Source organism: Marinicauda algicola (genome assembly GCF_017161425.1).
GTDB lineage: Bacteria > Pseudomonadota > Alphaproteobacteria > Caulobacterales > Maricaulaceae > Marinicauda > Marinicauda algicola.
In genome coordinates, this window is the sequence record NZ_CP071057.1 from 43,771 (window position 1) to 59,743 (window position 15,973).

At 62.8% G+C, this 15,973-nt stretch carries 9 protein-coding genes and 1 tRNA gene; 7 read left to right on the forward strand and 3 right to left on the reverse strand.

The annotated features are described in order from the left end of the window. The first annotated feature begins 56 nt into the window (after window positions 1-56). From JW792_RS00275 to JW792_RS00300, 6 genes are all read left to right on the forward strand, one after another. The gene (locus tag JW792_RS00275) at window positions 57-1,733 is read left to right on the forward strand and encodes a LamG-like jellyroll fold domain-containing protein (RefSeq protein ID WP_135994639.1); all 1,677 of its coding nucleotides are present in this window, start codon (window positions 57-59) and stop codon (window positions 1,731-1,733) included. A 179-nt stretch (window positions 1,734-1,912) separates the two neighbouring features. After that, window positions 1,913-4,132, forward strand: coding sequence for a LamG-like jellyroll fold domain-containing protein (locus tag JW792_RS00280; RefSeq protein ID WP_135994638.1), 2,220 nt, complete (start codon window positions 1,913-1,915; stop codon window positions 4,130-4,132). 446 nt (window positions 4,133-4,578) lie between these two features. Next, a complete protein-coding gene (locus JW792_RS00285; protein ID WP_135994637.1) occupies window positions 4,579-6,303 on the forward strand; it encodes an ATP-dependent nuclease in 1,725 nt (574 codons plus the stop codon). 1,771 nt (window positions 6,304-8,074) lie between these two features. After that, window positions 8,075-8,347 (forward strand): DUF3489 domain-containing protein, encoded by a 273-nt coding sequence (locus JW792_RS00290; protein WP_135994636.1) that lies wholly within the window; start codon window positions 8,075-8,077, stop codon window positions 8,345-8,347. After that, window positions 8,347-8,760: a DUF2924 domain-containing protein gene (locus JW792_RS00295; RefSeq protein WP_135994635.1), complete on the forward strand. Its 414-nt coding sequence runs from the start codon at window positions 8,347-8,349 to the stop codon at window positions 8,758-8,760. The genes JW792_RS00290 and JW792_RS00295 overlap by 1 nt, the downstream gene beginning before the upstream one ends. Beyond that, window positions 8,757-10,421, forward strand: a complete 1,665-nt coding sequence (locus JW792_RS00300; RefSeq protein ID WP_206340867.1) for a recombinase family protein — start codon at window positions 8,757-8,759, stop codon at window positions 10,419-10,421. The genes JW792_RS00295 and JW792_RS00300 overlap by 4 nt, the downstream gene beginning before the upstream one ends. Window positions 10,422-10,771: 350 nt before the next feature. Here JW792_RS00300 and JW792_RS00305 read toward each other — a convergent pair. Then, window positions 10,772-10,848, reverse strand: a tRNA-Arg gene (locus JW792_RS00305). Window positions 10,849-11,215: 367 nt separating this feature from the next. On the opposite strand from JW792_RS00305, the gene JW792_RS00310 reads away from it, so the two are divergent. Further along, window positions 11,216-12,289, forward strand: a complete 1,074-nt coding sequence (locus JW792_RS00310; RefSeq protein WP_135994634.1) for a class I SAM-dependent methyltransferase — start codon at window positions 11,216-11,218, stop codon at window positions 12,287-12,289. A gap of 151 nt (window positions 12,290-12,440) precedes the next feature. On the opposite strand, the gene JW792_RS00315 is transcribed toward JW792_RS00310, so the two are convergent. Both JW792_RS00315 and JW792_RS00320 read right to left on the reverse strand, forming a co-directional pair. Beyond that, on the reverse strand, window positions 12,441-13,478 hold the full coding sequence (locus tag JW792_RS00315) for a phytase (protein WP_135994633.1): 1,038 nt from the start codon (window positions 13,476-13,478) through the stop codon (window positions 12,441-12,443). Between the two features lie 95 nt (window positions 13,479-13,573). After that, on the reverse strand, window positions 13,574-15,904 hold the full coding sequence (locus tag JW792_RS00320; RefSeq protein ID WP_135994632.1) for a TonB-dependent receptor plug domain-containing protein: 2,331 nt from the start codon (window positions 15,902-15,904) through the stop codon (window positions 13,574-13,576). Window positions 15,905-15,973 lie beyond the last annotated feature (69 nt).

A 15,973-nucleotide genomic window follows, 5' to 3' on the forward strand; every position in this document is an offset into this window, starting at 1 on the left:
GACCAGACTTGCCTTCGCGAGGGGTGGGCTTGCCCCGCTTTAATTCGGAGGAAGAAATGAGACTTCTAAAAGCTGCTGCGGCCGCGCTGACATGCTTGTCGGCAATGCCGATCGCAAGTGCCGCCATCGCGCAGGAATGCACACCGCCGCCGGACGACATGCTGTTCTGGTTCGCACAGGATGGGCAGATGTCCGAACTCATCGGCAACCGGACCGCGAACGGCGTTGGATCGCCGGGCCAGCCGGCCGATCCCTGGTCGAATGCGTCCGCGGCGCTCAGCGTCACGCCGGGCAACTCCGTGGAGTTCGCCTCGGACGCCGGAATGCAGGTCGGCGCCGGCGATTTCACGGTCGATGCGTGGATAAGGACCAGTCAGAGACGCGGCGTCCTGCCGATCGTCGACAAGCGCAACCGCGATACCGCCGGCTACATGTTCTATGTCCATGACGGCCGGATCAGCATGCAGACCCACCTTCCCAACGATTCATACAATGTCGAATCCCAAACCGGCGTTGCGAACGGGGAGTGGCGTCACGTCGCGGCAACGATTCATCGGCGCGAACGCGCCGTACGCCTCTATGTCGATGGCCAACTCGTTCATACCGGCAGTCACATGGTTCCGGCCGGCGCGAGCCTCGACAACAACGTTCCACTCAGAATTGGCCGGGGCGGCTATGATGAGCGGGGCAGCTTCGATGTCGACGAGGTGGAGCTGTTCGACCGAGCCCTGTCGCCCAACGAGATCGCGGCTCTCGCGCGCGCACCGAAGTGCAAACGCGCCGAGCCCCCTCGAGGCTACGACCTTACCATCAGCAAGGAGCCGGTGGATGCCGAGGACGGCTGGCAGATCGGCACCCAGCAGTCGTTCGAGATCGTCGTCCAGAACCAAAGCGGATCGGCCTCCTTCCCGAACGGCGCGATCGTGGTGCAGGACAATGTTCCGGCCAATTTCTCGCCTTATTCGGTGTCCTGGCCGCAAGGAAGCGGCTGGACCTGCCAGGGCGGCGGATTCCCCTGCACCTACGAAGCCGTCTCGCTCGGCGCCGGCGATACCCTGCCGCCGCTGACGGTGACCGCCACGGTCGGAGCCGGGGACGTGGTCTCCAATTGCGCGAGCGTGCGGGCAAGGCTCGAGGGCGAAACCAACCGCCGCAACAACGAGGATTGCGCCCGCGTGGTGTTGCACGATCGCCCCGTCGTTCCGCCGGTGTCCGATCCGTGCTGCCCGCCGGGAGGTGGAGCCGAGGTCGCGTCAGTCTTCCAGCCGATCGGAACCGGAGACGCCGATGACCCCCGGCTCTATCGTTACATGCCTTCGCTCAATCCAGGATACGGCCAGATCATGCAGGCCTATGCCGACTACGTCATCTTGGCGAACGGCGGCATTTCCAGCATGCGAGAGACATATTCGCTGAAGAGTGGCGGCAATACGATCCAGACCGGGATCATCACATACCAGAACGGAAGCAGTTCGGCGTCCGGGACCTTCTTCACCATTCCGCTTCAGGTGAACACCACCTATCGCATCGAGCGCACGGTCACCTTCCATGGCGCGAACGGTCAACTCGTCGAGTTCCATGACCGCGAAGAATGCGGTCCTCGCGGGATAGAATTCGTGCTGACCATGACCTACTTCCGCACCGCCGGGGAAGACCAGCCCAGCGAGAGAGCTGTCTTGAGACTCTCCTACGACGGTGTCACGCGCGATGTGCCCTTCCAACCGAGGCACTGAGCGACGGAACGCTCTATCTTCCCACCTTCCGGGCGGCCGAAAGGCCGCCCGTTTTCTTTCGACGGTGCTATCCGTCCCGGCTGCACTCCCCAATTCATGGGATCGGCGCGTCTCTCGATCAGGGCCATGCTAACGCGATCGGCGCACTTGCGCCGGCCGCAGGACGAAGGACGATCGCCATGCACATGCTCATCAGCGCTGCTGCCGCGTGCTTATTGGTCTCAACGCCCTGTGCTTCGGCACAGGTCCTGTTCGATCTCGACACGCTCGACGGGACGAATGGCTTTCGCATAGATGGCCAGGCGGCCGGCACCCGGTTCTCGACCGGCCATTCCGGCATCGGCGATTTCAATTGCGACGGGCGCGACGACTGGGCCGTTTCCTCCCTCGATCACGGCGTCCGCGTCTTCTTCGGCCAGGCCGCACCCTTTTCCCACCCGCTGCCTGCGGACGGCTTCGCACTGGCGCCCGGTTTCGTCATCGAGGGCGTCGCAACGGGCAATGTCGTCAGTGGAGCGAACAGCGGCGAGAACGTTGTGGGGCTCGGCGACCTGAATGCCGACGGCTGCGACGACTTCGCCATCGGCCTGCCCGCCCATGACAGCCGCAATGGCGCTGTTCTGGTCGTGCTCGGTGCGCCGTCCACACCCGCATCTCTGAACGCCATGTCAGCGCTGGGCGAACGCACCATTCTCGTGACCCCCGCGCTTAAAAACCAGAGCTGGTTTGGCATGGCCGTCGGGGCGGCCGATTTCGATGCGAACGGAACCCCGGACCTTCTCGTCGGTGCGTTCTACGACCATGTCTGGGACTGGGGCCGCGGCTATATCGTGCATGGCGATCTTCTGGTTCCGGCCCAATCGGGTCAGGGATACGAGCCGATCCGGGAGGTCGGCGCTTCGGGCGGGCCGGCCACGCTCCAGCTGGTTGGTGAATCTTCGCACAACGAACATCTTGGCTGGAGCGTAGCCGGTGTCGGCGACGTCGATGGTGTGCCGGGTGACGAGGTCGTGTTCGGCGCATACGGAGCAGACAACATCCAGTCCGGCGTGCGCCATTATAACGGCGCCGCCTATCTGGTCTTCTCTCAGCCCTCGCCTGCCACGGGCGTACTGCGGGGAAGCCATCTCGCGGACGCCGGCATCAGGATGGTTCCACCCGCACTCCCGCAAGGGCTTACGGTCAGTGCGGCGGCCCATGCCGGCTGGGCCGCCGCGGGCGCCGGCGATATCGATCAGGATGGTTATAAGGACTTCATTGTCACTGCCTTCCGCCTGTCCACGGGGACGGCCCCGAGCGAACTCTATCGCGGTGCCGCCTTCCTGATCTATGGCGGGCCTTATCTGCGCGCCCTCTCCGGCGGGTTGGGCGCAGGCGACCCAAGCTACGACCTTCTGCTCGAAACCGGCGGAGCTCAGGGGGTGCCCTACAGGGGAACGACGATCCTCGGCTTTGCCTCCCAGGTGCTCGGTGCGGCCGCCGCCGCTGACCCGGCAAGTGGACGGCTGCTGCTGGGAACGCTCCATCCGGGCGCCACTGGCGGCGATGGCGGCGGAGCCTGGCTGGTCAATCCGCACACCTGTCCCGCTTCCCAGGTGGACCTGACCGCATCTCTGCCCGATGGTTGCGCCATCTACTACCATGCGCCGGGCTCCGGGCAGAACCTGTCCTTTCTAGGCGACGTGATGGGCGCAGACGGATTATCGGAACCGGCAATCGGATTTCAGACGACGGGCAGTTATGCCGGAGCGCTGTACGTCTTGCGCGGCGAGCCCGCGATAGACTGTGCAGCCTTGCCCCCCGGGGCGGTGTTTTACTACCGGCCCGAAACCGGTCTGCCCGACCATGACCGGATCGGCGGGTCGATCGCCGCGTCTGGCTCGGGTACGCTCGTCAGCGGCCGCTATGGCACCGAAGCCATCGCGGTGAATCACACATTCGCTTTCCCCCAGGCCGATGTGGACTTCGCCGATGGGCAGGATTTCACCGTGGAGGTCGTGGCCCGCTGGCAAAGCCAGTGGCGCGAACGCAATATCGTTTCAAAGTGGACGAACCCGCGCGGCTACCGGCTCTCGACCGGCAGCGATCAGGCCGTGGCCACGCTTCGATCAAACGGTCAGGTCCGCATCCAGAACGCCGCAACGCCCGATCCTGAGGGCTGGTACTCGCTTCATGCGGTGGCCGATTACGGCGCAAACGCGCTGACACTCTACAATCATGGTGCCGCGGTCGCGACGAGCAATCCAGCCCTCGACCTCGGCGTCGTACTCGGCTCCTTCAACGTGCCCACGCCATTACACATTCATGCCGGAATGACGATCGATCATGTTGTCGTGTACGACCGCGCATTGACGCCGGAAGAAATCGCCGGGCTCCACGATCTCCCGAAATGCAATTAGCTGAGGCGATGTCCGGCGTCACAACATCCCGGCGAGGGGCTCCGGTCTACGTGTTGACTCGCAGCATGTCCGCATTATGAGAAGTTGACCTTCAACCGCTCGGGTCATGAGCCAGCGCTCAGACCATCCCTGCTACCTTGGAAATTGACCATATTTCCATTATGCGCACTTGCGCTGTTCAGGTTAGGACGCCCAATCACGCTATTGGGACGGCAGGCAATTTCGAGACGGAATCTAAGACGCATTTATCTGCACTTGGAACAACTCCCGTAAACTCTTGCCGGCTGCCTCGGAAACGACCGTTTTTGCGACGACCGGATTTACGAGTTAGTTAGCGCCCATCACTCGAGTGGGCCAGACAACCTTGACGTAAGAGCAATTCTGACGCCTCCTTTTAGGCGCGGAGCGTCGCAATGAAAACGAGGCGCGATTGAAGGGACCGAGCCTTGGCAGTCAGATATAAATTAGCTGAACTAAGTGCGACAAATTTCCGTGGCATCAAAGAAATAACCGTTCCGCTTTCGAGCGAGACCCCGCTTTACCTTATCGGCTCTAATAACGCCGGGAAGTCCACGGTACTTGATGCAATAGCATTTGCCCTCAAGTCGGGCGGCTTTTTTTCGTACGATCTTGATCCCTTCGACTTCTACCATTCAAAAAACGGCGACGCTGCGAAATCCTTCAGCGTTAGAGTTCGACTTTCTGCGGAATCAGAAGAAGAGCTCCCGGCGGTTCAAGGTGTTGGAAATCCAGTGCCGGTTCACTTCCTCAGCGCGAAAGGAAAAACATCGTCATCGGGGAAATTGTCGAAACACTTTAATCTTTTAGACCGGAATGGAAAGGCTATTTCACTCTCGCGTAGCACTCCCTTAAAGGGTAAACTTAAAGCAGCTTATGCAGATCACGAATACGTTGATTGGCGCCCGAATAGCGCGCGGCATGACGATATTCGGTCCTATCTGCCCGAAGTTATGCTTATAAGGCCGAGCGACCTAAAGTCATCATTATACTCTTGGAAAACTGGACCTCTCAACCGGCTATCAAAGATACTCGCAGAAAGAATGCTGAACGAAAGCTGGACGCTTGACTATCAAGGTCAACAAAAGCGAATGCCAGAAACCATTCACTCTGCTTACGATTTTTTTAATACCGCAGTATCGGAATTCCCATTTTGGACAAAAGAGATACGGCCCATGCTTGAGGAGAGCCTAACCGGCTTCCTAGGTTCGCAGGGTAAGATCGAATTGGCGCCACGCATCCAGCAAATCGAGGACTGGATCAGGCAGCAGCTTCTACTCTCGTTTGCCGCTGACGGCACCGGAGCATCAACACCGCTTGAACGGATGGGCGAGGGCTGGCAGTGCATGGTTCGTCTTGCCGCACTCGAAGTGCTTAGCAAGTTGCCAGACCAAGCTCGGGACAATGTGGTGCTACTACTCGAAGAGCCAGAGACGCACCTCCATCCGCACCTGCGCAGACGGTTGCGAAAGGTGCTTGAACGCCTCGCTGCCCAAGGGTGGACGGTCATCGCCACCACTCATGCACCAGAATTTATAAATCTCACCGAAAATCAACGGATAGGGAAGATTCGAAGATCGGAAGACGGTGTAAGTTTGGCGCTCACCGATCCGCATGAAAAGCCCCCCGGGCTCAAGACACAAGCCAAACTTGACGAACGCGACAACGGCGAAATCTTCTTCGCGGACAAGGTGATATTGTGTGAGGGGCCTGACGACCAATTCGCGCTTCAGCACATTCTCCAAATTCTTGGCGCAGACCTTGATGCGGGCAGCGTAAGTCTGATTCAAGTGGGCTCGCGAAATAACCTTCCTGATTACGCGGCGCTGCTGCAATCATTAGCGACACCTTGGTGCGCAGTACTTGATGAAGACCGATTGCCAGATGGCTCACTTAAACAAGGCGCAGCCAAGACGCTGACTAAACTTTGCGACTTGAAATCTCAAGCAGACCTGATCGAGAAATGGAACATCGACTTAGAACATTGCCTTGGAATTCGGCCTGACGGGCCGATGCGAAAAGCGATTCCATCTTGGCAGTCTGAGGTTATACAGCCCCTGAAATTGTCCGAACTGCAACAGAAGTATCCTGATTACGTCACGGTCGGAGAAGCGGTCGCCGAATGGGTGACCTCACCCAGCGGTAAACAATGATCGGTGAGGCCGGGACGCTCCGCCGAGGCCCCGGCCCACCTCATTCAAGCCAATCCAACCGCCGAGGCAACCGGACGCGTCGCTTCGTCGCGCACTTGGGCGTATCGAATGGTCGTCTCCCGGCTCTTGTGACCGAGCGTGTTGCCGATGCTTTCCAGCGAGCAGCCGGAGTTTATCCCGGTTCCCCTCAGCGAACCCGCTCCCCGGTAGCATGTACCACCCCATGGCAGTTCGCGCACATGAGCACCCGGCGGAGTGACTTCGACCGTGCCTCCGGCATCCTCTCGAAGGGAGTTTGAATGTGGGCCTGGGCCACGTGGATTGCCGCGTCCCCGAAGGTCGCCCGCATATCAACGCCGCAACGTCGACACTCGGCTGATCGATGAGCTCTCGTGATATGTTTTCTGACCCATTCGCGGGACTGATCGGTCTCTTCGCAGAGCCGGTGCGCTTCCAGCAAGAGATAGCCATCTGGTGAATCTTGCCTGCGGCGACGGGCCGGAACCGTCATGTCAAGCTTGATGCCAGCCGCAGCAACATGCCTTATCGCGCTCGCGATAGCCTCAAGGCGAGCAGGGTCGCGTTGGAAGCGGTCCACGACCTGCCCACCCAGAGGATCGGCTCCCGACCGCTTGCCCCGATGGATGGCATCGAGGGCACTAAGCTTCGAGCTACATCCGGCTTCGCTCCGATGCCAGTCCCATTGCGCGCGGTCCGCGCTCCAAAGCGCCTTGATCGAACTGACAAGCTCTTTGACATCGCCAGAAGCCACACGTCGCGAGGACCACCCGTTCGCTCTGAGAACGTCGTAGGCGAGAATCCACTCGTCCCTGCACCAGAGCGGACTCGTCATGTTGCCCCCTATCTCGATTACCGGCGCGATCCCGATACTCCGGCAGAGAGCCAATCACACGACTGAAACGCAGCGTCCCGTGCAGCATCCGTGCAGCACGGAGCAGCCGGACGCTTTCGTAACTTGTTGGAATCTCAGGGTATCGTGTCGCACTGTGCAGCAGTGCAATACCCTATCCCGCTCGGAGCGGGGTAGCGCGAAAAGCGCAATTATTTCAAGAGGTTGGATGGTGCCCAGGGACAGAATCGAACTGCCGACACGCGGATTTTCAAGCGGCGGCCTGTCTACCCGCCTATCCAAATTACTTGGATTTTGTCCAACGTTCTATGACGTCCAACAACCGATGGGGCCCCCGGGGAGAGTCAAACCTCTGACCTCTGCCTTTGAAGGGCATCGCTTTACGAATTGAACTACGGGCTGCTCGATCTCAGCCGCGAAAGGCTGAAACACGCCTTCTGAGCAAGACGAATGAACGCTCTGAAATCCCCCAGTCGTGGCACCTCGACTAGATGAATGCCGGTTAGGTGGTGTTGCCGACTGAGGTCGCGTGGTGGCCGCCTCTGCGACGCGAGATGCGTGCGTTTCCAAAGAGCCCTCATGCCGGCCAAGTCGATGCAATCTCCCAGTTCATGACCTGGCCGCGCCGCGATCACGGAATGGCGCTACTCGATACCGATCTGCAAACAAAGCGGAGTTACGGGTCGAGCGTTCTCGCGATCGTTACGTCGGTTGCTCGCGCTATCGGATCGCCACTGGCGGCGAGTGAGCGAGAGGCAGAAGCGGACTGGACTTCACCGCACCTTCGAGCATGCATGCGAACACCGCCCGGAAAGGCCCGACGCGCATACGCGTAACGGCTCCGGGCTCGCTTCAGTGCAAGCGCCGGCATCCTGCCCGCGTATTCACTGGAGGCACTCCATGTCCAAGTCCGCAGCAAGATCTGTCGATTCCGTCACCGAACCGAAGCCGTCGGTCCTCAAGCCCGGCACGAAGAAGGCTCAACTCGCCCAACTTCTCAAGCCGCGCAAGGGCGTCACCATCGAGGCACTTTCGACGACGCTCGGCTGGCAAGCCCATACCACTCGCGCCGCGATTAGCGGGCTACGCAAGGCGGGGTTCGAGGTCGAGCGGATTTCCGCTGATGATGGAAGCAAGACGTCATGCTATCGCTTGGCGGGCAGGGTGTCCTGATGAGAACGCTTCCGAGCCTTGGCGAGATAGCCGGGATGGATCATGCAGCGCTCTCCGATGCCTATAGTAGGTGTTTCGGCAAGCCCGCGCCGCGCCGAATGAGCCGCGTGCTCCTGGCGCGCATCCTCGCCTACGAGGTCCAGGTCAAAGCGAAGGGCGGTCTTCCCGCCGCCCTTCGCCGGCGACTCACCAACATCGCCAACGAAACGGCGCGTAAGAAAACCACGGGCTTGAAACCAGGCGCCTGTCTTGTGCGCGAGTGGAACGGAATCTCTCACGTGGTCGATGTAGTCGAGACCGGCTTCGTCTGGAAGGGCGAGACGTATCGCTCTCTCACGGCCATTGCCACGGCGATCACCGGTACGCGCTGGTCCGGACCTCGCTTCTTCAACCTCACGGGGAAAAAGCAATGAACGTTCAGACCATGCCACAACGCAAGATGCTGCGTTGCGCGATCTATACCCGGAAGTCGAGCGAGGAGGGCCTCGACCAGGAATTCAACTCGCTCGATGCTCAGCGAGAGGCCTGCGAGGCCTATATCGCAAGTCAGCGCCACGAAGGCTGGAAGCTCGTGCCAGATCGTTACGACGACGGCGGCATATCCGGTGGAACCCTGGAGCGGCCCGGGGTGAAACGATTGCTCGACGACGTGAAGGCGGGGAAGGTCGATCTTGTCGTCGTTTACAAGATCGATCGCCTCACGCGGTCGCTCGCCGACTTTGCAAAGCTCGTCGATGAGTTCGACGCGGCGAACTGCTCCTTCGTATCCGTGACCCAGGCCTTCAACACCGCGACCTCCATGGGGCGGCTGACGCTCAATGTCCTGCTCTCTTTCGCGCAGTTCGAGCGGGAGGTCACCGCCGAGCGCATCCGCGACAAGATTGCCGCGTCCAAGAAAAAGGGACTCTGGATGGGTGGCGCCTGCCCGCTGGGCTACGAGCCGGCCGGGCGTACGCTAAAGATCATTGAATCTGAGGCCGAGACGGTACGCACGCTTTTCCGGCTTTATGCCGAGCTGGGCTGCCTGAGGAAGGTTCAGCTTGAAGCCGAGCGTCTGGGACTGAAGACCAAGAAGCGCGAGTCTAGGAACCCAAAGCTCTGCGGCGGAGTCACTCCGTCCCGCGGCCGGATCCACCAGATTCTCCGGAACCCGATTTACGCCGGAAAGATCCGTCACAAAGAAAAGGTCTATGAGGGGCAGCATCCGGCCATCGTGGAGGCGGAGCTCTTCGAGAGGGTTCAAGAGAAGCTCGCCTTCGCGTCCGACCGCCCGAGGAACGTGAAGGACCCGGCCTCGCGCAGCCTGCTGGTCAGCCGACTCTGGGACGGCGAGGGCAACAGAATGATTCCCTGCCACACCAAGCGGAAGAAGAAGCGATACCGCTACTACGTCTCGGCGCCGTTGATCGAGAGGTCGGGCGAGCAGGGGATCGAGGGGTTGCGGCTTCCAGCGGTCGCTCTTGAAAATGCGGTCGGGAACGCGCTTGGAGACCATCTCACGAATGGTTTCCATCATGTCCTCGCGGAGAGCATGGCGGGAGCGGCAGATATGCATCGTCTCGAAAGCACGCTTCATGCCCTCGCCGAGTCAAAGCTCGAAGAGAGGCTTCAGCTCATCAGGTCTGCGATCGTGAAGCCCGGCGAGATATCGCTGAGCCTCTGCGCGCAGAGTTTGGGGAAAGTGCTCCAGATCGAGCCTGATCGTTTTGCCGACGAGATGCTGGTGTGCCGGGCGCCGTACACGCTTCGCCGGCGCGGTGTGGAGACCAAGCTCATCCTTGGCCGGCGAAAGCCCGAACCCGATGCCCGGATGCAGCGCACCCTGGCCCGCGCGATCCAGTGGCTCGGCGAGCTTCGAAACGGTACGCCACTCGATAAATTGGCCGAACGGGAGAAGCTCAGCCCGCGCTTTCTGCGGAGCCGACTCCAGATGGCTTTTCTCTCTCCGGCAATCATGAAGGCGATCGCCGATGGTACCCAGCCGGTCCATTTGTCGACTCATTCGTTCACGAGCACTGAGATCCCGATGGACTGGAATGACCAGGCGCGCGCCTTCGGATTTGGCTCCGACTAACTCTCCCAGAAAACCGGAAAAGCGCTCCCTGATCGGTGCCAGATATTCCCTGATCCAAACGAAAATTTCCCTGTTAGGTCGACCAAGGAAATCAAGAATAAGCCACTGATGCTATTTGTAAAATCGCACGCCCCGATCCATGATCGGGGCCTATTTGGTCGGGAATACCCTGTAAATCGCCCCGTAACAGGGTAAGCGGACCACGGACCATCGCGCACTGAGACTATGGGGAGATCTCGGCTGGAACGTCTCCCACTTGCGGTCTCTGTCACCGGACAGCTTTGCCAAGCCTCGGAATTCAGGCGCGAATTTTGGGTGTCCGCGGGCGGCTATGTCGGCTCCCGAATGAATGGTGTCCCCGACAGGATTCGAACCTGTGGCCCCGGGATTAGGAATCCCGTGCTCTATCCTGCTGAGCTACGGGGACACGCGGGGGGAAATTAGGCGAGGCGGGCGGGGCTGTCACGTCGGGAGTCAGCCTGCCGGTGCCTCGCGGCCGGCGCCAGCCCGGTCCTCGGGGCAACACCCTTCATAGCTTCCACATCGGGCCGGCGCCTTGCGCGAGGCGTACCGGCGTCCGCGCGCAGCGAAAAAACCGGCGCGGGATGCGATTCCAACGCTTGCGGCCTGCGTTTCAACGCCGCCTCCAACGCTGGAGTCAACGCAAGGCCCCGAAGAGGGCTCCTCAACGAAACCGCGGGCGGTCGATCCCGCGGACCAGACGGTCAGGACCCGGCGGGTGGCGGCGCGCCCCGGACGGGTCGCATTCGCTTTCGCGCCGGGAGACTCTCCCCATGGATATCAACACTGCCGGCTCTGTCGATCCGGAAAAACTCGAGGCCTTCGCCGGCAAGGTGATGGGCGATATCGGCGGCTCGCTCGCCGCCCTGCTTGCCTATATCGGCGACCAGACCGGCGTCTACCGCGCGATGCGCGACGGCGGGCGTGCCGGCGTCGTCGACATCGCACGGCGTGCCGGTGTCGACGAGCGCTACCTGCTGGAATGGCTGAGCGCGCAGGCCGCGGCGGGCTACGTGACCTATCACGGCGAGGACGAGACCTTCTCGCTCACGCCCGAACAGGCCCTCGTCCTGTCGGCGGAAGGCCATCCGGCCTGCATGCAGGGCTTCATCCAGCAACTCGTCGCCCAGCACACGACGCACGACAAGGCCGTCGACACTTTCGCGAGCGGCAAGGGCCGCGGCTGGGAGGATCATCACGCCTGCTGCTTCTGCGGGACGGACCGGTTCTTCCGCCCCGGTTACGACGCGAACCTGGTGTCGAGCTGGATCCCCGCGCTCGACGGGGTGGAGGAGAAGCTGAAGGCCGGCGCGAAGATTGCCGATCTCGGCTGCGGCCTCGGCTCGTCCACCGTGCTGATGGCGAAGTCCTACCCGAACTCGACCGTGCACGGCTTCGACTTCCACGAGCCCTCGATCCTGACCGCGCGCGAGCGCGCCGCCGAGGCGGGCCTCGAGAATATCCGCTTCGAGGCGGTGGCGGCCAAGGACATGCCGGCGAACGGCTATGATCTGGTGTGCATCTTCGATGCGCTGCACGACATGGGCGATCCGGTCGGGGCGGCCCACCGCATCCGCCAGTGCCTCGCCCCCGGCGGCACGCTGATGGTGGTCGAGCCGCTGGCCGGCGACAGCCTTTCGCAGAACCTGCACCTGCTCGGGCAGCTCTTCTATTCCGCCTCGACCCTCATCTGCACGCCGGCCTCCAGGGCCCAGGAGGTCGGGCTCGGGCTCGGCGCCCAGGCAGGACAGAAGCGCCTGACGCAGGTGCTCAACGAGGCCGGCTTCACCCATGTGCGCCGCGCCGCCGAGACCCAGACCAACATGATCCTGGAAGCGCGCGTCTAGCGCTTCCCGGTCAAGCTGCCGGTCCGGGGCCTCCTCTGACCGGTCCGGCGGCCTGAACGGGGCGGCACGCGGGAGATGCGAAGCCCCCGAGTGCCGCCCCGCCTTCGGCCTGGAACCGGCAAGACCCCGGAGCGGACGCCCCGGGGTTTTCTCATTCGGCCGGATCGAGCAGGGGCGCGATGTCTGCGAGATCGACGATCTTGAAGTTCTGCCCGCCGCTGTCGTCGGCATCGTCCTGAGCCACGAACACGCCTTGCGGGAAGGCCGGGCCGAGATCGCCGGCGAACACCTCTATGCCGTCGGTCTCGGTGGTGGCGTCCACTGTCCCGTCCGCGATGCGGAACCGCTCGACATAGGCGCCGGTCTCGAGCTCGTAGACGGCATAGGCGCTGTCGCCCTGTGAAGAGGCGAAGAGATAGCCGCCGGTTTCGCCCTGCGGCCAGATCGCGAGGCCCTCCACGTCGGGCACGATGCGATCGCCATCGGCCTCGGCGAACAGGGTGCGCGCCTCGCCGTCGCCCGGCTCGGCGCCGTAGCGCCAGACCCCGACCGCCTCCTCGCCGACATAGAGCTCGCCCGTCCGGTCGTCGGCGACGCAGCCTTCGGGCTGGGTGCCGATGGTGAAGCGGCGCACCGGCTCGCCGGTGACGCCCGCACCGTCCCAGCTCAGGCGCAGCTGCACCATGTCGGTGCTCTCCTGGTCGTTGACGAAGGCGTAGTGCGAGCCGTCCACCGGGCTGACATAGAGACAGGCGCCGTACGGGTCGACGAGATCGAGCGGCGTGCGCCCGGCGGGCGCGATCTCGCGCGTCGCCGGGTCGATCAGGAAATAGGCGATCGCGATGTTGGTGCGGTCCGAGGCCGCCACGATCGCCATCTCCCGGTCCCCGGCCATGAAGCCGCCGCGCACATCGACATTGTTGAGCCGGCCGACCGGCAGGCGCTGGGCGATCGAGCCATCGAGATTGAAGGCGTAGAGGCCGGCGGTCTTGTCGGTGCCGAGAACGAGGCTGTCGGCCGGATCGGGCGCGGCCCAGACGGCCGGGTCGTCGGCGGCATCGCCCGACCCGGCGACGCGTGCGGTTTCGGCCGTGGCGGCCACCTCCCGGGCGGGAAGGCCGGGCGGCGGGGCCTGCTCGCAGGCCGCGAGCGCGAGGGTGATGAGCGCCAGGGCGGCAGGACGGGTCATGGTCTGATCCTCTTCGGGTTCGGTGAAAGAAAAGCGCCGGGCCGCCCCCTCGGCAACCCGGCGCATCCCCCCTGTGTCAGGCGTTCCGGTCCGGGCTAGAAGGCGGCGCGGACCATGAGCTGCACGACCGGACCGGCTTCCTCGGTCTCCAGCTCGTACTCGTCGAAATCGCGCGCGATCTGGTCGGCGAGATTGTCGAACTTGTTGAAGACCTCGTCCTTGGAGGCGTTCAGCAGGTTCTGGCCGACGAGGCGCACGGTGACGCTTTCCCCGAAGCTGCGCTCGACGAAGACCTCGAGATCGGCGCCGTAGCTCGTGGTCACCTCCTCGGCGATGACCCGCTCGAAGGCGTCGCCCTGCTCGCGATAGGTGGCGCCGAAGGCGCTGTCCCAGGCGGGAAGGGACTGGATGAAGCCGACGTTGAAGACGTAGTCGGACTGGCTGTTGAAGCGCCGGTCGCCGAGGAAGTCGGTGACCTCGGAGTCGAGCCAGGAATAGTTGGCGAACACACCGGTGTTCTCCAGGCCGAACATGGTCAGCGGCGTGGAGAGGTCGAACTCGATGCCGTAGACATCGCCGTCGCCGGTATTGCGCGGCTGGTAGACGAAGGTGCCGGGGCCTTCGCTGCCTTCCATGCCGGTATTGGCGAGCTCGATGAGGTCCTCGACCGCGCGGTAGAAGACGTTCACGCCGAACACGCCGTTCGTGGCGATGCGCCGCTCATAGCCGAGATCGAAGCCCCAGGCGCTCTCCGGGTCGAGGTTGGGATTGCCGAGGAAGTCGTCGTCCTCGATCTCCTCCTCCAGCAGGGCCGGATTGATGAAGTCGAAGCCCGGACGGCGGACCGTACGCGCCACCGAGGCGTAGACCCGGTCCTCGGGCGTGAGCTCGTAGCGCAGGTGCGCGCTCGGCAGGAGGAAGGAATAGTTGTTTTCCACCGACTGCGGGGTCACCTCGTCGGTGATGTCGCCATAGGTGTTCTCGTAGCGCAGGCCGGCCTCCCAGGAGAGCGGGCCGTTCTCGCCGTTGAACACGAAATAGATGTCGAGGCGCTGCTCCTCGATGGCCGAGACAGAGCCGTCGAACGTGTCGACATCGGGACGCGCGAAGCCGAGATCGAAGGGCTGGTCGCTGAACTGGTCCCACGGCTGGGCGAAGGGCTGGTCCTCGTCGCCGGCGAGGATTTCCGTATCGCGCTGCTTGTCCTGGGCGAACAGGCCGATCTCGAACGCGACGCCGCTGCGCATTTCCCAGACCTGGCTGAGTTCGAAGGTCAGCTCCTGATCCTCGATGCTTTCCAGCTCGCGCTCGAGGCCGATCTCGCCGTCCTCGAAATCGATCTCGTCCTCGTTGTTGTTGTTCTCGCCGTCGAAGATCGAGTAGCCGAGACGCGCCTCCATCTCGCCGCCGAAGGCCGGGCGCTCGTACTCGGTGTCGATGGTCCAGTTGATCTGCTCGATCTCCTGGCGCTGCTGGTTGTCGGTCAGCAGGTTGCCGCCCGGCACCGGACCGGTCACCGCGGTCGGGTCGTCATACTCGAAGGAGCGCTCGTTCTCGGTCCGGTCGGTGAAGGTCAGATAGCCGCCGATCTCGAACTCGGAGCCATCGGCCATGTCCACCGTGTAGCGGCCGTTGAACGAATAGTCCGTGCCGTCGCGGGTGTCGGTCTGGTCTTCGCGATTGTCGAACTCGTTCGTGGCGAAGGCCGGATCGTTCTCCGGGCTGTCGCCATAGCGCAGCGAGAACTTCTCCTTCGGATTGTAGCGGCCCTGGACGTTGGCGCCGAGCAGGATCCGGCCCTGGCCGAGCTCGCCGCCATAGACCGCGCCGAAGCTCGGCTTGATTTCGCCGTCGTCGAAGCGCAGCGCGCCGGCGCGCACATAGCCGCCGTCGAGGTCGTAGCCGTCGCGCAGCACGATGTTGAGCGCTCCCGCGACCGCGTCGCCGGTGCGCCGCGCCGAGGAGGAGCGCACGATCTCGACGCGTTCGATCAGCTCGGCCGGGATGCGGTCCATGAAGAAGGAACGGTCGGCTTCGCCGCCGGGCACGCGCTCGCCGTCGATCAGGATCTGGGTGTAGGCCGGCGCCAGGCCGCGAAAGCGCGGGCCGTCGCTTTCGATGACGTCGGACAGGAAGGTCACCGAGGGCACGCGGCGCAGCGCATCGCCCGCGGTCAGGGGCTCGAAGCGCTGGAAGTATTCGGAGTCGTATTCCAGCACCGGCTCGGTCTCGTCGGAGCGGTTGCGGAACTGGATGCGCTGGCCAAGCACGACGATGGTGTCGGCCGCGGCCGGAGCCTCGCCGGCCTCGACGAGGTCGTCGCCGCCGATCTCCTGGTCCTGCGTCGGCTCCTGGGCGAGCGCCGGGCCCGCAGCGATGATGGACAGCATACCGGCGGTGCCGAGCAGCAGGTCGCGATAGGTCATGGGAATCCCCCGTGGCAATGAAGAAAGCACGGGTGGACCGCATAGGGGCAAAGCTTGACCGTCCGGCGA